Source organism: Streptococcus suis (assembly GCF_046032515.1).
Lineage (GTDB): Bacteria > Bacillota > Bacilli > Lactobacillales > Streptococcaceae > Streptococcus > Streptococcus suis_AL.
Window position 1 is genome coordinate 1 of record NZ_JARQPJ010000024.1, and the last position, 21,136, is coordinate 21,136.

Here is a 21,136-nt window from a genome sequence, read left to right on the forward strand (position 1 = left end):
CATAAAGAAAGAGAGAACGAAGTTCGTCCTCTCTAGGTGTTAGCTTTTCATCTACCCACTACAGTTGACAAAGAGCCTATATTGTCTAGTATAACAAAAAAAGCCGAACAGATGTTGGCTTTTTACGATATTGTTTGAAAGAACATAAACGTTATTACTTCACCCACCAATTATCTTCACCAAATTGACCAAAACCACCGAAAAATTTAAAAAATTGAAACATAACATAATCTCCTTTTGTTTTATGAACCTAGTATAAAATAAACTCTAGATTCCCAACAGGACAAAAATGTCATCTTTTTAGCTCTTGATATCTTGTTCCCATTCCATTTGGAGTTTTTCTTTCAAATGAATTTGATTCAATAGACTAGCAAGTGTTACTGCCTCATTAAAATATCTCTCGGCACCTTCGCGATTATGTTTCTCCTTTAATTCATACTTCCATTTCACCAGATTTAAAATTGGTTTTTTCTGAAAATCTTGTGATAATTCCATAATGTTTTCAATTTTTTCTATATATACTGGAACATACCCATACAGCTCCTTCGAAAACAAAATACGAACAATAGCTAGCAATAAATCCCTAACAATAAATAAGGATTCCGAATGCACATCGTAGGTTGTTTGAGGCAATTTCTCTACTAAATCTATAAATAGTGTATAATTTTCGGTTCCAGAAGCTAAAGTTTCTAACTCACAGTGTTCGACAAATAACCGCAAAATCATTAAATCATTTATAGATAGTTTGGCACGGTGGTAACTTTGATGTAAATAATCATCAAGAATTTCTTTGCCGTATTCCTGACTATCTGTGTCCAATACATCAAATAGAGAGCATAGGGTATCTACAACGATTTTCTCCTCCTCAGGCAAGTCATCATAATAGTCATCATATATTTCCGTCATGATAGCATCACGTTTTTCAACTAATTCCTCGTTTCCATAAGTCGGTGTACGGAGGACATCGAATTTCAGCTTGGAGTATCTTTCTGGCAAGGATACATAGTCAGGCATAAGTTCGTAGAGTCCCATCCCTAAGCGGGTTGCGATATATTGGATTTTTGAAAAAGTTGGCTTAGAAGTACCTGCTTCGATACGGGTTAATTGGCGGACGGAGAGCTCCAGTTCATCATCACAAAACTGTTCACGCGTCATACTGGCTGATTCTCGCAGCTGGCGCACACGTTGTCCAAATTCCTTATCGTTCATAAAACACCTCCAAATATTCTTTTGTATATTATAGCAAAATCAATACTCAAATTCCATACTTTTCTGATTATATAAACAAAAACAAACGATTTTACGTTTGTTTTTGTTTATATTCATCAGTTAATATTTGTTTTATGTCCAATAAAGAAACAATCTTCCAATTCTTCTCCACACCATCAATTTGCAGGTTGATGCTATGAATCCCTGCGTTGATAGCTGTTTCTACATCGAGCAACCGATCGCCGATGTAGTAGGTATTTTCTTTGTTCAGTCCGTATTTTTCGATGAGAAATAGCAGAGCTTCTGGACTTGGTTTGCGGGCAAAACCAAAATCGCTGGTCAAGATTTCTGTGAAATAGTGACGGACACCCAAATCCTCCAAAACCTGAAAAGCATTGTCACTTTTGTGTGTATAAACGAAATTTTGAATTCCTTTCTCTGCTGTCCAATCCAGAATTTCACGCGCACCAGTCATCAAAGGAATCTGCGTATTTTTCTCCTTCAAGGAAGTCGCACGCACACGATTAAGTTCATCGCTATCTAGACCGTACTTATCCGCATCACGCACCAGCAAATCCTTGACAGAATACCGAAGAATGAAATCTCTTACTTCTGCACGGTCAAAAGGAAGATTATACTGCTCATAGGTTTCTTGAATCCCTGCCAAAATCGCCTCATAGGAATCCAAGAGCGTTCCATCCAAATCCCAAATAAATATCGGTGTCATCTTATCTCCATTCCTAGTTTAGACCGAACTTGAAACAAGGTCGTTACTCGTCTCATCTGCTCTGCCATTATTTTTCCGTATAGGGATAGCCTAAGTGCTCGTAGGCCTTGGCTGTAGCGACCCGCCCCGTCCGTGTCCGCATGAGGAAGCCCTGCTGAATCAGGTAAGGTTCGTACATGTCCTCCACCGTTTCGCGCTCCTCGGCAATATTGACCGACAGGGTGTTGAGGCCGACGGGACCGCCGCCATACATCTCAATCATGGTGCGGAGAATCTTCTGGTCCACATAGTCCAGCCCCTCACGGTCCACATCCAGCATAGTCAAGGCCCTGTCCGTAATGGTGTCATCAATCAGCCCGTCGCCCATAATCTGAGCAAAATCCCGCACCCGCTTGAGCAGACGGTTGGCGATACGGGGAGTTCCACGAGACCGACGAGCCAGCTCAATAGCAGCTTCATGAGTAATCTCCATCTCAAAGATATCGGCCGTCCGCTCAACAATCTCAGTCAAATCAGCCAATTCATAATACTCCATATGACCGGTAATACCAAAACGGGCCCGCAGGGGATTGGACAGCATACCTGCACGAGTGGTCGCTCCAATCAGAGTAAAAGGTGGCAACTCCAAATGCACGGAGCGACTGGCCTCCCCTGCTCCAATCATAATGTCGATGTAGAAATCCTCCATAGCAGAGTAGAGAATTTCCTCGACCGCCATGGGCATACGGTGGATTTCATCGATAAAGAGGACGTCGCCAGGCTCCAAGTCGTTGAGAAGGGCCACCAAGTCACCTGCTTTTTCAATAACAGGACCACTGGTCTGCTTGATGTTAACGCCTAGCTCATTGGCAATGACAAAGGCCATGGTGGTTTTACCTAAACCTGGAGGACCAAAAAGAAGGGTATGGTCCAAGGCTTCATCACGGAGTTTGGCTGCCTCGATAAAGATTTTCAACTGGTCCTTGACCTTGTCCTGGCCGATGTATTCATTTAATTTCTGTGGACGCAGGGTACGCTCAACGTACTCCTCGTCTTGCATTTGTTCCATGTCTAAAATTCTAGTCATGAAACCATTATAGCACAAAATGAAAATACCAGACTCAGTGAGTCCAGTATTCTCAGGAGATTATATGAAAAAGAAATTTCGCTATTTCTAGCTTGAATAGAGTATAGCTCGTCAAACTTAAGGGAAACTAAAAAATTCTCTGGAAAATCCAAAGAATTTTGAGTAACAAATCATTCTATGCAGATACAAGTTTAGATTTGTCAATTGCTTGTTGAGATTGCACTGCTAAGATGGTTGCAAGTAATCCAATAAAAGCAAACATCCCCCAAGTCAAATGAATATGTACAGTAGCTAATGTAGAAAAGAGAATGGTTCCCACAGGAAGAGAAAGTGTAAATAACATGGTCAATAAAGTATCTGTTCGAGCTAGTAGTTCCGGCGAAGTATTCGCTAGTAATAGAGAATCAATTTTAGGATTGACCTTTCCACCGATATAGGCTGAAAATGCTAGAAAAACTACTCCAATAAACTCACTTAGCCCCAATAAATGGCTCAAACCAATTCCGGTCAATGCTATCGCATTACAAATCATCATTTTTGTAAGAGATAACTTTGCAAAGTAATCATTTGGTGTTAAGCTCCCAACAATCATACTCAAAACCAAGATAGCATTGATAGTCAAAAGACTCTGACCATAAGTCATCCCAAACAAGCTCTTATCTAGAAAATAGATAGTATAGATAGAACCAAGTGCACCACCTAGGGCATTCATAAGTAAAATACAACTTAAAGTTGTCAAAAGATTACCAGAGGCATTGGTTTCAAAAACAACCTTAATACCATCAATCACATCACTTAGCTGTTGTTTGATGGATTGTGACGATGCTATTTCAATCTCATCATGCGTCAAATGTTTTTTATGTGTATAGAGTAAAATTCCAGAAATAAAGAAGAAACAAGCGTTCAACATCGCAACAATACTGAAATTATTGCCTGTAAATGACAGAAGCCATACCCCTAAAGCCTGCCCACCAATACCACTCACACAAGAAATGAATTGAAAGAAGGAATAAGCCTCCATAAGTTCGTCCTCTTTCAAGTTCTTCTGCATAATCGGTAACCGCAAACCTGAAGAATAATCAGACAGTAAATCAGTTATCACATTCATCACACAAACAAGAGCAAATACTCCAATCGTTGTGCTTTGTAGTAAGAATGACATAACAAAGAATAACACAGTCTGAACAAGGGCTGCTAAAAACAATGCGTTTGCCTTTTTCTTAGTCTTATCTGCTTGAATCCCCATATAAAATGAAAAAATTGTAGGGAGAACCATAATTATATTAGCGACAGATATCGCCCATGTTGAGCGAAATTGAGTAGCTGCATAGATCACGAAAACAAGGTTATAAATGTGTGCACCCAATGAATTGAGTAAACGTGAAACAGCTAATACATTATACAGTTTGTTTTTTAATAATAAATTCATTTTTTATTCTCCCGTAACGTGAAAATACATAAAGTAATTCTTTTTGTAATTTCTTATCATACTTTGCCTTAATTGCAACCATCACTAACTGTTTCTCTACGGTTGCCAGTAGTTTCTGATCCGTTGTAGCACTAAATATATCTAGCAAGGTATCTGCAACTCCCAACATCCCTTGCCTAAAATCTGGATATTGACCATACTCAACTAACAAACTCTTCACTAATTCTTGCGATAGGTCGAGGAACTTCGGATAACCAATATACTGCAAGGCTTTAAGCACCCCCGCAACACCTGTAGTTAGATAAGGCGAAGCATACCCCAGTCCATATGCAATTGACAGTCCATACTCTGTTTCTACAATATTATCCAAGATTTTTGTTACAACATATTGCTGATGGGTAGCTGATAAAGCACCGTCTTCCATTAAAACCAGGACCCCAGCCAAGCCGTCTAATCCCATATTGCTCTCTCTATCAATAAGAATTTTTAGGCGTTCATCATCTTCCTTCCAACGAATATATTGGGATAAACCTTCTAAATCCAATAATTGACTAATGGGAATGGAGACTTCAGGCATTGAATTTTCATAAGGTATTAACTCACAGCAGACTTGTCCTAGCTCTACTCTTACATTTTCAACCATTTTTTTTGCAACAGATATACTTGCTTTATCAGTGAGTAGATAAGAAATCAGTTGGGATAGATTAGTTTTTATACCATATCTACTTAGCAAATCATCTGTTAAATGAGCTTCGTATTTCTCTCCACTTCTTATTTGCAAACGGCCTAGTAAAAATAAGATTAAATTCGCTAATTTATGACAATCCCCAAGTTTTCCATCTAGTCTATTCCATTCTTTCAAACTAATTTCATTGTAGATTCCAATTAAATTGTCATTTTCGTTTTCATAAGAATTCTCTAGATCAATAAAATACAATTTATTATCTTCTGACACAATAAAGTTATTAGCATGAATATCATTTAAGACAATATTGCGTTTATGGAAATAATCAATAAAATGTACCAGTTGTTTTGTTAGCGAAAGAAAGTCTTGATATTTATCAATATTTTCACTAGGAGTATCGCTACTGTATGTAAAGAGTGACATTGGACTAGCATAGTCTAGCAAATTCTGGCCTCTGATGTTTTCATAGATATAGTAGTCATTTATCCACTCTTTTACTCTTTCCAATGTCTTAGGAGTTCGATTAGAAGCTTGCAGGTGTTTAGCATATTTGTATTCATTGTCTCGCAGCATCTTTTTTGTAATCTTTTCATATGAAACGACTTCCGCTCGTGCTTCCTTAATGATGACTTCTTGATTGGTTTCCTTATCAAAACCTCGGTAAGTATTTCCACCATTACTCATACGAAGGCAATCCGTAACTTGATATTTTTCTGCTAGGTAACTTTTCTGAAATACTTGTGGCTCTTGAATATCTTCAATCCAGGAAGGTAAGTCAAAATAAGCTTTCTGATAATCTTGCCAAATCTCTCCATTTGCTCCCTTTAAAGTAGGAATTCCATTAACATTGTATTTGGGATGGTCTTCAAAGAATCCATATCTATAAAAAATAATATTTGAATCCTTATATGGACGGTCGCTCAAAATATAGATTCCTTGTAAATCCTTAGGTATGTTCAGGTAGAGCTGTTCCAGTAACTCCAAAAAATGAATATGGGAATTAGGATAAATTGTAAAATACTTCCCAGACTCTGCTCGACTTTCAAGTTCTGAAAAGTTTCGCAATACATCTACATCTTCTTCAATATATTTAAAACAAACCTTACTTTCTACTAGTAAAGGATAGACTACTTGAAAAACTTGCTTATAGTTTTCAGCAGTTGCTGAGATATGAATCTTAAATCCATAAATTTGGTTATTTACTTGTTGGCCATCTACCATCTTAAACATACTTATTCCTCAATTCTTACATGAACAAACCATTTGTCAATACGTTTTTTATCTGCTTTGATTAATTTTTCAGCTACCCCCTCCATATATTTTTCAAATTTTTCTTCGATTTTTGAGATATTTTTATTCCCTATATCAGCTTTATCACAAGATAATGTATAAGTTGCTTTTTTCATTCTATATTCCTTTTAGTTTTATAAAAAGAGGCCGGGCAAAAAGCCCAAAGCCACTTCTCAGAGATCGTGTCAACATCTCAGCACAGTGATTGGGTTACGCTCTCTTACATCTCCATGTAACAGTAATTTCAATAACCCCCGAAATTGCTTCTCCGTATACCTTATTCATCATTGCAAATTCTGTCATCTCATCCTCCCTTAGTATTTAAAATATAATTTGACCAACTGCTATTAAATCGTGCATTTCCAAGTTACATTGATTCGAATAAACTCTTGGTTTGCAACTTCAAACTTTCGATTTGTTTCATTCATAAATTGGGTCATAATCTTCTCCTTTCATTTTTCCTACACTTGTTTATTCGTAAATCATTTTGAAAATGATTTCTTTTTTCAAGTGTGTATCTCCTTGAGGGGAGTTTTCCCTCTCACTTACTTATTCGCAAATCGTTTGCATTTTTTGAAAAAATCTTATTTTTTTTTGAATAAGTTGTGAGCTTGTTTTCCCCTACACTTATCTATTCGTAAACTTTTGCAAAAAATAATTTATTTTTACTTACGAATGATTGTCTAGCGGAAGGAGCTTATTTTCCCCTTCACCTATTTATTCGTAAGTAAACAAAAAAATTCTCTGGAAAATCCAAAGAATTTTAATTTTTTATAATCCAAGTCGTTCAAAGATGTCATCTACCCGCTTAGCATAGTAGTCTGGGTTGAAGAGCTCATCGATTTCTTCCTGGCTGAGTTTAGCTGTCACACGCTCATCCGCTTCGAGAAGAGGCTTGAAGTCCACTTGATTGTCCCAAGACTGCGCAGTTTTTGGTTGCACCAAATCATAGGCTTCCTCACGAGTCATACCTTTTTCAATCAAACTAAGCATGACACGCTGGCTGTAAATCAAGCCAAAAGTCGACTCCATATTGCGTTTCATATTTTCAGGGAAGACCGTCAAGTTCTTAACGATATTACCAAAACGATTGAGCATATAGTTGATGAGAATGGTCGTATCCGGCGTGATAATCCGCTCCGCTGACGAGTGGGAAATATCACGTTCGTGCCAGAGAGCCACATTCTCAAAAGCCGTCACCAAGTGACCACGCACCACGCGAGCCAGACCGGTCATATTTTCAGAGCCGATAGGGTTGCGTTTATGGGGCATAGCAGAGCTGCCCTTTTGGCCTTTGGCGAAATACTCTTCAACTTCACGTTGTTCAGATTTTTGTAGCCCACGGATTTCTGTCGCCATACGCTCGATAGACGTTGCAATCAAGGCTAGGGCTGAGAAATATTCTGCGTGAAGGTCACGAGGAAGGACCTGGGTCGAAATTTCCTGCGGACGAATACCCAATTTACCACAAACATACTCTTCCACAAATGGAGGAATGTTAGCAAAGTTTCCAACCGCACCTGAAATTTTACCAGCCTCAACACCCTTAGCCGCCACATCAAAACGCTCCATGTTGCGTTTCATTTCGCTATACCAAGTTGCCAATTTCAGACCGAATGTCGTTGGCTCCGCATGGACACCGTGGGTCCGACCCATCATGATGGTGTACTTGTGCTCACGTGCCTTATCAGCGATGATGTTGGTAAAGTTTTCAAGGTCACGACGGATAATGTTGTTGGCCTGCTTGTAGAGGTAACCGTAAGCCGTATCCACCACATCGGTCGATGTCAGACCGTAGTGGACCCACTTGCGTTCCTCACCAAGACTTTCCGAAACCGCACGTGTGAAAGCCACTACATCGTGACGGGTTTCCTCTTCAATCTCTAAAATGCGGTCGATGTCAAAAGTCGCCTTCTCACGAATCAAGGCCACATCTTCTTTGGGAATCTCACCCAACTCAGCCCAAGCCTCATCTGCGAGGATTTCCACCTCCAACCAAGCCTTGTACTTGTTTTCTTCACTCCAAATAGCCGCCATCTCAGGGCGGGTGTAACGTGTTAGCATGATTTCTCCTTTTAAAGTTTAATCGTATTTCGCCAAGGTTCAATGTCCTGTCGTACCTTATCTTTTTTATTTTGATCAAAGTGACTAAGTACATGTAGATCATTTAAAAGATATAGCAAAACAAGAATATCTTGAGCGGTTTTTTTCTTTTCTTCGTAAGACGTATAATCCAAAAAATCTATCTTTAAAGCTTTTACATTATCTTAGTATAATTATTTTATTTTTTATTTTTTCTAATTTCTTTTACAACCCAAACTATCCCACCTACTACTGTTGTTACTCCTCCAGCTACATAACCCCAATTCTTTTCCCAAAATTCTTTTCTGGCTTGTTTTTTAGCCTCTTTATCTTGTCTTTCTCGTTCCTCTTGTAGACATCTCTGTTCAGCAGCTTCAACCTCTGCCACCTTTTTCAACTTGTTATCTTCTATTTGAGCCGCATTTAAAATATTGTTAACTTCTAAAATTTGTTCAAAATCAATTATTTCGTCAATTTTAATCAAATAATCATCTTGATTAGTGATATATTGTAAACTTAATATTTTATTTGTAGCATTTTGCTTAGTTTGATTTAATTCTCGTTCTTGTCTTTCTCTCTCGAGTCGAAGTTCTCTTTCTCCTAGATACTCTTTTGGGTAAGTGCCATCATTAAAATATACAACTTCATCAGCAACATCATCAAGGTAATGAATTTCTTTAACACACCAACTCAAGTCACCTGAGACATACTCTGAATTTATACTATCTTTCCAAGACCAGAGAATTATTTTCCACTTTCTAGAATAGGCCTTTTCAATTAGAGAACGCATGTCTAAGTCTCCACTCATAATTATGAGGTCCCCTGGATTTTTAGTTTCTGAAATATGCTCCATCCCCTCTACTAATATTTTGCCATCTACACCTTTTTCTCCAGATTTGGTTCTTTCATAAGTATAAACTTCAAATCCATTATTCTCCATAGTTTTCCAAAAACTATCATTTGGCGGAGGTGTTGAACCTGCTAACACTTTTCTTTGATTAGCATTACCAGTATGTTCTTTAACAAATTTTATATAGTCGATTCTGGCTCTATAGCCGAATCTATTTAACCCAATAAAAATATTTGAGTTGTCAATTAAAAGCAAATCCATAATTTACCTCCTAGAAATCAATCTATCTCCAACCCAAATTCATTAACCTCATCAGGTGTATCACTAAACACCGTCACGTGTCCCATTTTGCGGTTGTGCTTTGCTTCTAGTTTACCATAAAAGTGGGGATGGGCGGTAGGGTTTTCTTGAAGAAAGGTTTGGACTGCTTCCATGTCTTGTCCCAAAACGTTAATCATGACAGCTGGGGAAAGCAGGCGGATAGGGGGCAGAGGCTGACCGAGAATGCCTCGGATATGAGTGTCAAACTGTGAAAAATCACAAGCTTCAATCGAATAGTGTCCCGAATTATGTGGGCGTGGGGCGATTTCATTGACCAGAATCTCGTCGCCTGCCACAAACATTTCAACACAGAGGGTGCCTGCCAAATGGAGCTTATCTGCGATTTGCAGAGCCATAGTTTTGGCCTTTTCAGCTAGTTCATCTGAAATGCGGGCAGGCACAATGGTCTTGTAAAGGATATTATTGCGGTGGATATTTTCCTGCACAGGAAAGACGGTGTAGTCGGAGCCATTGCCAGACACAAGGACGGAAATTTCCAGGTCAAAATGCACAAATTCTTCCAAAACACACTCGGCAGAATTAGCTAGTTGACTAGCCTCTACCAAGTCCGCCGCTTCTCGAATGACCTTCTGGCCATGTCCATCATAGCCCCCAGTGGCTGTTTTCAAAATATAGTTTTTGCTGAGATCCAGTCCCTCTAAATCTAGGCTAGAAGTGACAACTTTGTAGGGGGCGACTTGCACACCAGCTTTTTTCGCCAAAAAATCCTTCTCAAAAATGCGGTTCTGGGAAATGCGGAGCAGGTCTGTCCCTTGAGGGAGCTGGCCGTCCTTGATGACCGCGTCCAGTCCGTTGGCATCGACATTTTCAAACTCGTAGGTCAGGACATCGCACCGCTCCGCCAACTGTTTGAGGGCCGCCACATCGTGATAGGGAGCGACGATGACCTCGCTGACCTTGGAGGCTGGGCAATCCGCCGCGGGATCCAGCGTGATCACCTTATGGCCCATATAAATAGCCGAAATAGCCATCATCTGCCCCAGCTGACCGCCGCCGATAATTCCGATTGTCTTAGATGAGGTCATCTGTCATCGCCTCCGCAATTTTTTCCTGTTCCTTGGCAAAGTCTGCCAGCTGAGCTGCAATGGTTTGGTCTTCAATGGAGAGAATACGAATAGCCGTCAGGGCTGCGTTGGTGGCACCTGCTTCACCAATCGCCATAGTCGCAACAGGCACACCGCCCGGCATCTGCACGATTGAATAGAGGGAATCCACACCGCTGAGGGCACGAGATTGGACTGGAACACCGATGACAGGCAGGGTCGTCTTAGCTGCCACCATACCCGGCAAATGAGCCGCACCACCCGCTCCTGCGATGATGACCTTAATACCACGACCACGCGCCTCTTCGGCGTGACGGAACATGAGGTCTGGTGTGCGGTGGGCAGAGACCACTTTCTTTTCATAGGCTACGCCAAATTTGTCCAGCACATCGGCTGCTTTTTTCATGGTTTTCCAGTCAGAACTAGAACCCATGATGATGGAAATTGGAATATTCATACTTGTCTTTCCTTTTCTTTGTCCCTTATTTCACTGCCTTACTTCCAATATCTGTCCGATAAAAGAGGCCTGTCGTATCTTGATTTTTCAGCTCCGAGTAAATTTTTTCTTGGGCTTCTTGGACGGTGTCTGCTGTGGTGACCAGCATATAAACCCGACCGCCGTTTGAGAGCAGTGCTCTGCTATTGTCCGCAAAACGAGCCCCTGCATAGTAGGTCGTGATGTCGCCCTCGGTCTTCGCTGGTAACTCTACACCTTTTTCGTAATCCAGAGGGTAGCCGTTTGATGCCACGACTACGCCCAGCGTCACGCCACTATCCAGCCAAGTCAGCTGTGTCGGGCGTTTGTGGAGAATGTCATCGATGTTCTGAGCAAAGTCGGAGGTCAGACGAGGTAGGATAATCTGAGTTTCTGGGTCGCCAAAACGGGCGTTAAACTCGATGACCTTGGGACCTTGGTCGGTCAGAATCAAACCAGCATAGAGCACGCCCAGATAAGACCGCCCTTCCGCAATCATGCCATCCAGAATAGGCTTGACAATGGTGTCAACCGCCGTATCCACCACGCTTTGAGGCAGGTGGGGAACAGGTGCGTAAGCCCCCATACCGCCTGTGTTGGGACCTTGGTCGCCGTCAAAGGCACGCTTATGGTCCTGGGCTGTCGGCAGGATATAGAACTGGTTGCCGTTGACCAAGGCAAAGAGCGAGAACTCCTCACCCTCCAAAAACTCCTCGATGACTACGCGGGCACCCGAGTCACCGAACTTGTTGTCCAAGAGCATCTCCCGTGCCGCTTCGACCGCCTGCTCGACGGTTTCCGCCACGACCACACCCTTGCCCAGTGCCAATCCGTCCGCCTTGACCACGATTGGTGCGCCCTGCTCTTCGATGTAGGCTTTGGCTTCTTCGAAGTTGGAAAATGTGCCAAAGGCTGCTGTTGGAATGCCGTATTTGACCATGGTTTGCTTAGCAAAGTCTTTTGACCACTCTAGCTCCGCGGCGAGACGACTCGGACCAAATGCCTTTAACCCAGCCTGTTCAAAATCATCAACGATACCTGCTGCCAGAGCATCATCTGGACCAACAAAAGTCCAGGCAATGTCATTTTCCTTGGCAAAGTTGATGAGAGCAGAATGTTCGGAAATAACGATATTTACCAATTCAATCCCATCTAAAAGCATTCCATCATTTCCAGGAGCGACAAAGACCTTTTCTACCTGATCAGACTCTAACAATTTCTTTGCTATAGCGTGTTCACGACCACCAGAGCCAACAACCAAAAGTTTCATTTTTTCACACCTCAAAAACGGATTTTCTATAAACAGTATAGCAAAAACAGACGGATTTTGATAGAAGGAACAAAAGAATGTTCGGGAATAGAAAAAGCTCACACGGATGTGAGCAAATTTCTCAATGTCTAAAATGTCTTACTCCCGTGAAGACCATGGTCAAGCCATACTTGTTGGCCATGTCAATGGAGTCTTGGTCACGGACAGAGCCACCCGGCTGAATGATCGCCTTGATTCCTGACGCAGCGATTTCTTCCACATTATCAGCAAATGGGAAGAAGGCATCCGAGGCCAAAACGGCTCTTTCCAAACGGTCCTTGGCCTGCTCGATGGCGATACGGACGGACGCCACACGGTTGGTTTGCCCCGGTCCCACGCCTAAGGTCATCTTGTCATTGGTTATGATGATGCCGTTGGACTTGACGTACTTGGAGGACTTCCAAGCGAACTCCATGGCCGCCCACTCTTGCTCGGACGGTTGACGCTCGGTCACCACCTGCCAGTCCGCAGGGCTTTCTACCACCACGTCCTGATCCTGCACCAAGAGTCCGCCGACAACGCCTGTGAACTCTTTTTCCACTTCGCTCGCATCCTGTGCATCAAAGGCCAATTCCAAAATCCGAAGATTTTTCTTTTTATTGGTCAAAATAGCTAGCGCTTCTGCCGAGTAGCTCGGTGCGATGATGATTTCTAAGAAAATCGGGTGCATCTTTTCAGCCGTTGCAGCATCTACTTCCCTGTTCAACACGACGATGCCTCCGAAAATCGATACTGGGTCAGCCTCATAAGCGTAATCCCAAGCCTGGTCAATGGTTTCTGCCTGCCCGATACCACAAGGGTTCATGTGTTTAAGAGCCACAACAGTCGGACGGTCCTTGAAATCACGGATAATCCGAATAGCCGCATCCGCATCACGAATGTTGTTAAAGGACAACTCCTTTCCGTTTAACTGCTTAGCAGCTGCAATAGAATAGTCTGTTGGCAGGGCATTTTGGTAAAAATCCGCATTTTGCTGGGGATTTTCTCCGTAACGCATAGGCTGATTGAGATCATAAGTAATGGTGAGTTTTTCAGGCTTGTCTTCACCGACTTGCTTGGTGAAATAATCTGCAATCAGGGCATCGTAGGCTGCGGTGTGACGGAAGACCTTGGCAGCCAATCGCTGACGCGTTGAGTAAGTCGTCTGTCCCTGCTCTGCTATTTCCCCTAAAACCGTAGGATAATCTGCTGGATCCACCACAACGGTCACGCTGGCGTGGTTTTTGGCTGCCGAACGAAGCATGGAGGGACCACCGATGTCAATATTCTCTACCGCCAAATCATAGGTCACATCTGGACGTAAAATAGTCTCTTTGAAGGGATAGAGGTTGACCACCACCAAATCAATCAAGCCAATTTCATGGTCGCTGGCAGCTTGCAAATGGCTGTCCAAATCCCGACGTGCTAACAAACCACCGTGTATTTTCGGATGAAGTGTCTTGACGCGACCGTCCATCATTTCAGGAAAACCGGTCACATCGTCAATGGCGATGGTAGTTACACCAGCCTGATCCAAGGCAACCTTGGTACCACCGGTCGAGATGATTTCCCAGCCAAGCTTGGTCAATTCTTGGGCAAGTTCTACGATGCCATTCTTATCTGATACGCTAATCAGTGCGCGTTTTGTCATATTTTCTCCTTTTCCTTACCAGAACTACTTGATTTGGGTCATGAGGAATCCTGATAAAATCAAGGATAGACCATAAGCCAGAATCAAACGTGCAGGATTTTCTAAGTTTACAAAAATAAGGCTATTGAACAGCAGAGCTGCCAAAACAAATACCAAAATAAATGAGATGACTTTCTTTATCATAACACTCTTCTTTTCGCCCCCAACTCCTCCAAAACCGCTGGATAGAGTTGGTACTCGGCTTCATGTATTCTTGCTTCAAAGGTTTCCAAGGTATCATCGGCTAGTCTAGGCACTCGAACTTGTTTGATGATTTGTCCTGTATCAATACCGCTGTCAACCCAATGGACTGTTACGCCACTTTTAGAAACGCCTGCATTCCAAGCGTCTTCAATACCGTGAGCTCCTGGAAATTCAGGCAGATAAGCCGGGTGGATATTGATGATTCGACCTTCATACTGAGCCAATAGGGTTGGTCCCACAATCTTCATATAGCCTGCCAATACCATCAAGTCAATCTGGTGCCGGTCTAAGAGTTGGATGAGAGCTTCTTCGTATGCCTGCTTATCTGCAAACTCTTTTAGTTCAAAAGTAAAGGCTGGCACGCCAAGTTTTTCAGCCCGTTCCAAGACATAGGCATTTCTACGGTCTGAAAAGAGGAAGGCTACTTCAAACTGCTCTGCGATGACTTGGAAATTGGAGCCGTTGCCTGATGCAAACACTGCTATTCGTTTCATTTGATGACCACGCTCTTGTCTTCCTTGGCGATGATACGTCCAATAGTGTAAACTTCCTCGTCAACTAGTTGACAGACACTGTCAACCTTGTCTGGACTGACAGCCAATACCATGCCGATACCCATATTGAAGATTTCGAACATTTCTTCATGTTTGATTTGGCCGTATGTTTCAAGGGCTGTAAAGATTGGAAGGACTGGAATCTTGTCTTCTTCAATCTCAGCTGCAAGGTTGTCAGCAAACATACGAGGAACATTTTCGATGAAGCCACCGCCTGTGATATGGGCAATGCCGTTGACCAGACCTGCTTTTACCAGAGGCAACACCTGCTGGACATAGATACGTGTCGGCTCTAATAGGACATCCTTAAGAGCTCTGCCATTGAGCTCTGGCAACAGAGCGTCCCCAGAAACATCTGCAAAAACGCGTCGGACAAGGGAATAGCCGTTGGAGTGGATGCCGCTTGAGGCCAAGCCAAGAAGAATGTCGCCCTCCTGGACCTTGCTACCGTCGATAATCTGGGATTTCTCTGCAATGCCGACGGCAAATCCAGCCAGGTCATAGTCATCCTCGCCGTACATACCAGGCATTTCAGCCGTTTCACCGCCAATCAATCCGCAACCAGCTTGGACACAGCCTTCCGCAACACCTGCAACCACCTGCTCCAGCTTGGCTGGCTCATTTTTTCCTGTCGCGATGTAGTCGAGGAAGTAAAGTGGCTCCGCACCTGCTGCGATGATGTCGTTGACACACATAGCCACGCAATCCTGACCAATCGTATCATGCTTGTCATACTGAATTGCCAGCATGAGCTTTGTGCCGACTCCGTCTGTTCCAGATACCAAGACTGGCTCTTTGACATCCAGCTTGGTCAGGTCAAACATACCACCAAAGCCACCAAGGGCTCCCATCACACCCAAACGTTCTGTCCGAGCCACATGCTTCTTAATTCGCTCAACCACTTCATAGCCAGCTTCGACATCAACACCTGATTGGGCATAAGCATTTTTATTTGTCATTTTGATTCCTTTCAACAGTTTACAGGTCTGTCAAGTAACGTTGACACCTCTGTCTTTACTTGACATTTTCAATGTAGAAACTCGTTTTCTCTTCTAGACTGCGGAGGTATTCTTCCTCATAGTCATAGAGAGGCGTTGGAAATTCTCCGTCAAAGTAGGCTACACAGAGCCCGCCTTTTGGCGCATCGGTTTCGATGCCGATGGCTTCAATCATCCCTTCAAGAGAAAGGTAGGTCAGGCTGTCTGCCCCAATAATCTCACAGACTTCCTCAGCGGTGTGGTTGGCTGAAATCAACTCCCGACGGGTCTGAATGTCAATACCATAAAAACAAGGGTACTTGAGTTCAGGACTTCCAATAGCCACATGGACTTCTTTTGCCCCTGCATCACGAAGAAGCTGGACAATGCGACGGCTAGTTGTACCGCGAACAATAGAGTCGTCAATCATGACCACACGCTTGCCTTTGACAACACTTGAAACGGCTGACAACTTCATGCGCACACCCTGCTCCCGCAATTCCTGGGTTGGTTGAATAAAGGTCCGCTGGGTATATTGGTTTTTAATTAACCCCATTTCATTTGGCAAACCAGATTCCTCTGCAAATCCCATAGCCGCAGATAGGGAGGAGTTTGGCACACCGACCACAATATCTGCCTCGTATTTAAATTCCTGGGCCAAACGACGACCCATATTTTTTCTAGCTGTATGAACATTGATACCATGAATAACCGAATCTGGGCGAGCAAAGTAAACATACTCCATGGAGCAAACTGCCAACTGCGTATCTCTTGTATAGCTATCATATTGAATTCCTGAATCATCAATGACGACAATTTCACCAGGCTCCACATCGCGAACCCACTCAGCACCTACTACTTCAAAGGCACAGGTTTCACTAGCAACAACCCAGGCACCATTTTTCATCTTTCCAATTGAAAGTGGACGGAAACCGTTAGGGTCCAAGGCAGCAACCAATTTGTCTTCCAACATAATCAGGTAAGCAAAGCCACCTTTAACAGTATTGAGAGCTTCCTTAATTTTTCCCATAAAGTCTGGATTGTGACTGCGGCGAATCAAGTGCATGAGAATTTCCGTGTCAGAAGAAGAAGAGAAAATGGAACCATTTTTTTCAAGTTCAGCCTTCAAACTGACCGCGTTGGTTAAATTCCCATTATGTGCCAAACCCACCTGCATATCTGCAAAATCAAATAGGAAGGGCTGGATATTATTGATAGAAGCAGAGCCAGAAGTTGCATAACGGACATGACCAATAGCAGCCGTTCCTGTCAAGGCTTCTAAATCTGCTGGATTTTTGAAGACTTCTGCAATCAAGCCTGTTCCGCGATGGCGACGCAAATGCCCACCATCATTGGCTAAAATCCCTGCCCCTTCTTGCCCACGGTGCTGCAAGCTATGCAGACCAAAATAGGTCACCTGAGCAGCCTGCGGATGTCCCAAAATGCCGAAAACACCGCATTCTTCGTTGAGTGATTTAACTTCGTATGTCATATTTATTTTCCTGTAAAATAGCGAACCGCTGAAACAAAGAGCTCTTGGTCTTTCTTACCTGGAATGTTTTGGAAAAGACCGTCCTCGTAACGCTCCGAATGCCCCATTTTCCCGATAATCTGACCGTTGCGACTGGTAATGCCCTCAATGGCATGGCTGGATCCATTTGGATTGTACTTAGAATCCATGCTTGGCTGACCAGTAAAGTCAACATACTGACTGAAGATTTGCCCATTATCACGCAAAGTAGCAAATTCCTCGTCCGTCACGACAAATTTTCCTTCCCCATGGGAAACTGGGATAGCGTGAATGTCACCGACTTGGACACCTGCCAACCACGGAGAATTGACATTGACAATCCGTGTCTCCACCATTTTGGCAACGTGCTGGTTGGCATCGTTGTAGAAGAGGGTCGGACTGCTTTCTCCCGCCTCCTCAAAGTTTCCATACGGCAGCAAGCCTGATTTGACAAGAGCTTGGAAACCATTACAGATACCGATGATAAGGCCACCTTTTTCGATGAAACGATCAATAGCAGAGCGGACCTTGGCGTTTCGTAAGATAGTCACGATAAACTTAGCAGACCCGTCTGGTTCATCCGCAGCTGAGAATCCACCTGCGAAGAAGAGAATGTTGGCCTTGTCAATATTGTCAACCATAGTGTCAACCGAGTTTTCAATGCTCTCTGCATCTAAGGTCACAAATGGCACCAGATTAACCTTGGCACCAGCCTGTTCAAAGGCCTTGGCTGAGTCATATTCTGAGTTGGTCCCTGGGAAGACTGGGATGTAAACAAGCGGAACTTCGACTCTTTCCTTGGATTGTATAACCGCTAAAGTTGTAATTGCAGGAACATCCTGTAAGTCTGTCTCCTGTTCAAATTCTGTTGGATAAACTTCTTCTAGTTTGCCCTCAAAGGCTGCCTGCAAGTCCTGTCCCGCAAGGTTGACACCATTGACAATCAGTGTAAAGCCTGTAGTCGTTTGACCGATTTTCACAGCATCTGGAATATCTTCTTGCGATGTGAAGATAAAGCCACCAAGTTGGCCTGTCAAACTCGTTTCAAGTTCCGCCAGCTCGACTTCTGCACCAATTTGGTTACCAAAGGACATGAGGGCTAGGCTTTCTAGAACACCACCATACTTGACTGAACTAACAGCCGTAATCGCATAATCGCTCTGCCATTTTTCAAAAGTCTCAAAATTAGACTTGATCAAGGCAAAATCAATGTCTTCTGATAAAATCTGGCCTGGTAAGTAGTAAATGTACTCGCCAGCCGCCTTGAACTCAGGTGAGAGAACCTTGCGGCTGTCTGCTGTTGTCACACCAAAGGCCACCAAGGTCGGCGGAACTGTCAAGTCCTCAAAGGTACCAGACATGGAATCCTTGCCCCCGATAGACGGTAGGCCCAGTTGAATTTGAGCCTCAATAGAGCCGAGTAGAGCGGCTACTGGCTGACCGAAACGCTCTGCCTGCTTGTCCATGCGTTGGAAATACTCCTGATAAGAGAAGCGAGCCTTGGACCAATTAGCCCCTGTTGCCACCAAGCGGGCTGTCGCTTCGATGACTGCATAGGCTGCTCCGTGGTAAGGTGACCAGTCTGCCAGATAAGGATGATAGCCCTGAGCCATGACAGAAGCCGTCGTCGTCACACCGTGTTGGACAGGTAGTTTCTGCACCGAACTTTCTGTCGGAGTCAGCTGGTGACGACCTCCGAGAGGGTGGTTGACGGTTGAACGACCAACAGATGAGTCGAAAATGGTCTGCAAACCTTTTTGACTAGCATGGTTGAGGTCTGATAGAAGGTCTTTCAAGTCCTCTTGTAGCGTTTCAGCAGATGTTGTACGTGTTTCCGGCAAGTTGACAGCATTGTCAACTACTTTTGCATCAACTACTACACGAACACCATTTGTATCAAGGAAAGAACGTTCCAAATCAACAATCGTTTGGCCATTCCAAGTCATGATTAGATTTGGTTTTTCAGTCACTTTGGCTACAACAACCGCATGGATATTTTCCTGACGGCAGGCTGCGATGAAGGTATCTACGTCCTCTGGACGGACAACGACACTCATCCGCTCCTGTGATTCGGAAATGGCAATTTCCGTTCCGTTCAAGCCTGCATACTTGAGTGGAACCTTATCCAAATCGATTTCAAGACCGTCTGCTAGTTCCCCAATAGCTACGCAGACACCGCCTGCACCGAAGTCATTGGATTTTTTAATCAAGCGAGTCACGGCACCATTGCGGAACAAGCGTTGGATTTTGCGTTCTTCAATGGCATTTCCTTTTTGGACTTCCGCACCAGCCGTTTCCACAGACTCAACTGTCTGTACTTTAGACGAGCCTGTTGCCCCACCGATACCATCGCGACCTGTTTTTCCTCCCAATAAGATGACCACATCGCCTGCGACTGGTTTTTCACGAACGACATTTTCCTTAGGAGCAGCACCAACCACGGCACCAAGTTCCATCCGTTTAGCGACAAAGCCTGGGTGGAAATACTCACGCACATAGGTGGTCGCAAGACCAATTTGGTTTCCGTATGAAGAATAACCATGTGCCGCTGTTTTTGAAATGATTTGCTGTGGCAATTTCCCTGGGCGAGTCGCTGTCAGAGGCTGGGTGATATCGCCCGCACCTGAAATTCGCATGGCCTGATAAACATAGGAACGACCTGACAAAGGATCACGAATGGCACCACCTATACAGGTTGCGGCACCACCAAAAGGCTCGATTTCTGTTGGGTGATTATGGGTTTCATTCTTGAACATGAGGAGCCAGGGTTCTTTTACTCCATCCACTTCCACTTCAATTTCTACCGAACAGGCATTGATTTCGTCCGACACCTCCATATCATCCAAACGACCGTTTGCTCTCTCATAACGACCAAAAATGGTCGCCATATCCATAAGCGTCTGTGGTTTATCTGTCCGACCTAATTCTGTCCGCATAGCAAGGTACTTGTCATAGGTCGCCTGCAATTGCTTTTGGAATTTTGAAGCTGAAAAGTCAATAGACTTCAGTTCTGTTTCAAACGTCGTATGACGGCAGTGGTCACTCCAATAAGTATCCAAGACCTTGAGCTCTGTTTCGGTTGGCACTCGACCGATTGACTTGAAATAATCCTGAATGAAGAGCAGATCTTCCACTTCCATAGCCAAACCAGCCTCACGCTTGTAAGACGCAAATTCCTCTGCCCCGTAGCTATCAAAAAAGTCCAAGCTTGGAATGACTGTATCTGACACCGAAAACTCCTGAGCCACCAAAGGAGCATCCATATCCTTAAATCGCGAATCCACAGGATTCAGCAAATAATTCTTGATGGCAACTAATTCTTCTTCCTGCACATCACCGTTCAAAATATAGAGCTGACCTGTATTGACACGCACCTCCTGACGACTGCCCAATAAGAGAAGGGCCTCCTGACTGCTGGCAGCCCGCTGGTCAAACTGCCCAGGAAGAGCCTCAATCGCAAAATAAGCAACCTCCTCCAAATCAAGCTCAGCTTCCGACAAGACCTTGTCCGTCACTTGCTCGGTAAAGATATGCTTAATAGCTTGCTCCAGCAAGTCATCCTCCAGATGGAAGACATCATAAACCTGCACCAGACGTACACTCGTCAAACTTGTCAACTGTAAATTATGAGTCAACTCCTTACGAAGAGCCTCCGCCTTAATCTGAAAATCCGCCTTCTTCTCAACAAAAATCCGCTTCGCCATTTTTTCCAATC

At 43.6% G+C, this 21,136-nt stretch carries 17 protein-coding genes; all 17 read right to left on the reverse strand.

Going from position 1 to position 21,136, the window contains the following annotated elements:
- Positions 1-300: 300 nt before the first annotated feature.
- Positions 301-1,209, reverse strand: a complete 909-nt coding sequence (locus tag P7J49_RS09600) for a helix-turn-helix domain-containing protein (RefSeq protein WP_408570547.1) — start codon at positions 1,207-1,209, stop codon at positions 301-303.
- A gap of 91 nt (positions 1,210-1,300) precedes the next feature.
- Positions 1,301-1,936 (reverse strand): HAD-IA family hydrolase, encoded by a 636-nt coding sequence (locus P7J49_RS09605; RefSeq protein ID WP_408570548.1) that lies wholly within the window; start codon positions 1,934-1,936, stop codon positions 1,301-1,303.
- 67 nt (positions 1,937-2,003) lie between these two features.
- Positions 2,004-3,002 (reverse strand): Holliday junction branch migration DNA helicase RuvB, encoded by a 999-nt coding sequence (ruvB, locus tag P7J49_RS09610; protein ID WP_408570549.1) that lies wholly within the window; start codon positions 3,000-3,002, stop codon positions 2,004-2,006.
- Between the two features lie 175 nt (positions 3,003-3,177).
- On the reverse strand, positions 3,178-4,431 hold the full coding sequence (locus tag P7J49_RS09615) for a transporter (RefSeq protein WP_408570550.1): 1,254 nt from the start codon (positions 4,429-4,431) through the stop codon (positions 3,178-3,180).
- Entirely contained in the window at positions 4,400-6,346 is a 1,947-nt protein-coding gene (locus tag P7J49_RS09620) for a hypothetical protein (RefSeq protein ID WP_408570551.1), read from the reverse strand. Before P7J49_RS09620 ends, P7J49_RS09615 begins: the two co-directional genes overlap by 32 nt.
- Positions 6,347-6,348: 2 nt before the next feature.
- Positions 6,349-6,522 (reverse strand): hypothetical protein, encoded by a 174-nt coding sequence (locus P7J49_RS09625; RefSeq protein WP_408570552.1) that lies wholly within the window; start codon positions 6,520-6,522, stop codon positions 6,349-6,351.
- A gap of 655 nt (positions 6,523-7,177) precedes the next feature.
- On the reverse strand, positions 7,178-8,470 hold the full coding sequence (gene purB, locus P7J49_RS09630; protein WP_408570553.1) for an adenylosuccinate lyase: 1,293 nt from the start codon (positions 8,468-8,470) through the stop codon (positions 7,178-7,180).
- Positions 8,471-8,687: 217 nt separating this feature from the next.
- Complete coding sequence (locus P7J49_RS09635) at positions 8,688-9,599, reverse strand: NYN domain-containing protein (protein WP_408570554.1); 912 nt, start codon at positions 9,597-9,599, stop codon at positions 8,688-8,690.
- Positions 9,600-9,616: 17 nt separating this feature from the next.
- Complete coding sequence (purK, locus tag P7J49_RS09640) at positions 9,617-10,705, reverse strand: 5-(carboxyamino)imidazole ribonucleotide synthase (RefSeq protein ID WP_408570555.1); 1,089 nt, start codon at positions 10,703-10,705, stop codon at positions 9,617-9,619.
- Entirely contained in the window at positions 10,692-11,180 is a 489-nt protein-coding gene (gene purE / locus P7J49_RS09645; RefSeq protein WP_044776389.1) for a 5-(carboxyamino)imidazole ribonucleotide mutase, read from the reverse strand. The genes purK and purE overlap by 14 nt, the downstream gene beginning before the upstream one ends.
- Positions 11,181-11,205: 25 nt before the next feature.
- Positions 11,206-12,468 carry a phosphoribosylamine--glycine ligase gene (gene purD / locus P7J49_RS09650; protein WP_408570556.1) on the reverse strand — a complete coding sequence of 421 codons (1,263 nt, stop codon included), beginning with the start codon at positions 12,466-12,468 and terminating at the stop codon, positions 11,206-11,208.
- A 121-nt stretch (positions 12,469-12,589) separates the two neighbouring features.
- On the reverse strand, positions 12,590-14,137 hold the full coding sequence (gene purH / locus P7J49_RS09655) for a bifunctional phosphoribosylaminoimidazolecarboxamide formyltransferase/IMP cyclohydrolase (protein WP_408570557.1): 1,548 nt from the start codon (positions 14,135-14,137) through the stop codon (positions 12,590-12,592).
- 24 nt (positions 14,138-14,161) lie between these two features.
- Complete coding sequence (locus P7J49_RS09660) at positions 14,162-14,320, reverse strand: phosphoribosylaminoimidazolecarboxamide formyltransferase (protein ID WP_099776336.1); 159 nt, start codon at positions 14,318-14,320, stop codon at positions 14,162-14,164.
- Positions 14,317-14,874 carry a phosphoribosylglycinamide formyltransferase gene (gene purN, locus P7J49_RS09665; RefSeq protein WP_408570558.1) on the reverse strand — a complete coding sequence of 186 codons (558 nt, stop codon included), beginning with the start codon at positions 14,872-14,874 and terminating at the stop codon, positions 14,317-14,319. Before purN ends, P7J49_RS09660 begins: the two co-directional genes overlap by 4 nt.
- On the reverse strand, positions 14,871-15,893 hold the full coding sequence (gene purM / locus P7J49_RS09670) for a phosphoribosylformylglycinamidine cyclo-ligase (protein ID WP_408570559.1): 1,023 nt from the start codon (positions 15,891-15,893) through the stop codon (positions 14,871-14,873). The genes purN and purM overlap by 4 nt, the downstream gene beginning before the upstream one ends.
- 55 nt (positions 15,894-15,948) lie before the next feature.
- Positions 15,949-17,403, reverse strand: a complete 1,455-nt coding sequence (gene purF / locus P7J49_RS09675; protein WP_408570560.1) for an amidophosphoribosyltransferase — start codon at positions 17,401-17,403, stop codon at positions 15,949-15,951.
- A 2-nt stretch (positions 17,404-17,405) separates the two neighbouring features.
- Positions 17,406-21,125, reverse strand: coding sequence for a phosphoribosylformylglycinamidine synthase (locus tag P7J49_RS09680; protein WP_408570561.1), 3,720 nt, complete (start codon positions 21,123-21,125; stop codon positions 17,406-17,408).
- Positions 21,126-21,136: the final 11 nt, after the last annotated feature.

What these genes read in the sequence shown, in the direction of transcription:
- P7J49_RS09660 (WP_099776336.1), bottom strand. Translation starts at nt 14,320, where the DNA reads ATGATAAAGAAAGTCATCTCATTTATTTTGGTATTTGTTTTGGCAGCT.
- P7J49_RS09635 (WP_408570554.1), bottom strand. Translation starts at nt 9,599, where the DNA reads ATGGATTTGCTTTTAATTGACAACTCAAATATTTTTATTGGGTTAAAT.
- P7J49_RS09680 (WP_408570561.1), bottom strand. Translation starts at nt 21,125, where the DNA reads ATGGCGAAGCGGATTTTTGTTGAGAAGAAGGCGGATTTTCAGATTAAG.
- P7J49_RS09600 (WP_408570547.1), bottom strand. Translation starts at nt 1,209, where the DNA reads ATGAACGATAAGGAATTTGGACAACGTGTGCGCCAGCTGCGAGAATCA.
- P7J49_RS09615 (WP_408570550.1), bottom strand. Translation starts at nt 4,431, where the DNA reads ATGAATTTATTATTAAAAAACAAACTGTATAATGTATTAGCTGTTTCA.
- purM (WP_408570559.1), bottom strand. Translation starts at nt 15,893, where the DNA reads ATGACAAATAAAAATGCTTATGCCCAATCAGGTGTTGATGTCGAAGCT.
- purF (WP_408570560.1), bottom strand. Translation starts at nt 17,403, where the DNA reads ATGACATACGAAGTTAAATCACTCAACGAAGAATGCGGTGTTTTCGGC.
- P7J49_RS09620 (WP_408570551.1), bottom strand. Translation starts at nt 6,346, where the DNA reads ATGTTTAAGATGGTAGATGGCCAACAAGTAAATAACCAAATTTATGGA.
- purN (WP_408570558.1), bottom strand. Translation starts at nt 14,874, where the DNA reads ATGAAACGAATAGCAGTGTTTGCATCAGGCAACGGCTCCAATTTCCAA.
- P7J49_RS09625 (WP_408570552.1), bottom strand. Translation starts at nt 6,522, where the DNA reads ATGAAAAAAGCAACTTATACATTATCTTGTGATAAAGCTGATATAGGG.
- purK (WP_408570555.1), bottom strand. Translation starts at nt 10,705, where the DNA reads ATGACCTCATCTAAGACAATCGGAATTATCGGCGGCGGTCAGCTGGGG.
- purH (WP_408570557.1), bottom strand. Translation starts at nt 14,137, where the DNA reads ATGACAAAACGCGCACTGATTAGCGTATCAGATAAGAATGGCATCGTA.
- P7J49_RS09605 (WP_408570548.1), bottom strand. Translation starts at nt 1,936, where the DNA reads ATGACACCGATATTTATTTGGGATTTGGATGGAACGCTCTTGGATTCC.
- purD (WP_408570556.1), bottom strand. Translation starts at nt 12,468, where the DNA reads ATGAAACTTTTGGTTGTTGGCTCTGGTGGTCGTGAACACGCTATAGCA.
- purB (WP_408570553.1), bottom strand. Translation starts at nt 8,470, where the DNA reads ATGCTAACACGTTACACCCGCCCTGAGATGGCGGCTATTTGGAGTGAA.
- ruvB (WP_408570549.1), bottom strand. Translation starts at nt 3,002, where the DNA reads ATGACTAGAATTTTAGACATGGAACAAATGCAAGACGAGGAGTACGTT.
- purE (WP_044776389.1), bottom strand. Translation starts at nt 11,180, where the DNA reads ATGAATATTCCAATTTCCATCATCATGGGTTCTAGTTCTGACTGGAAA.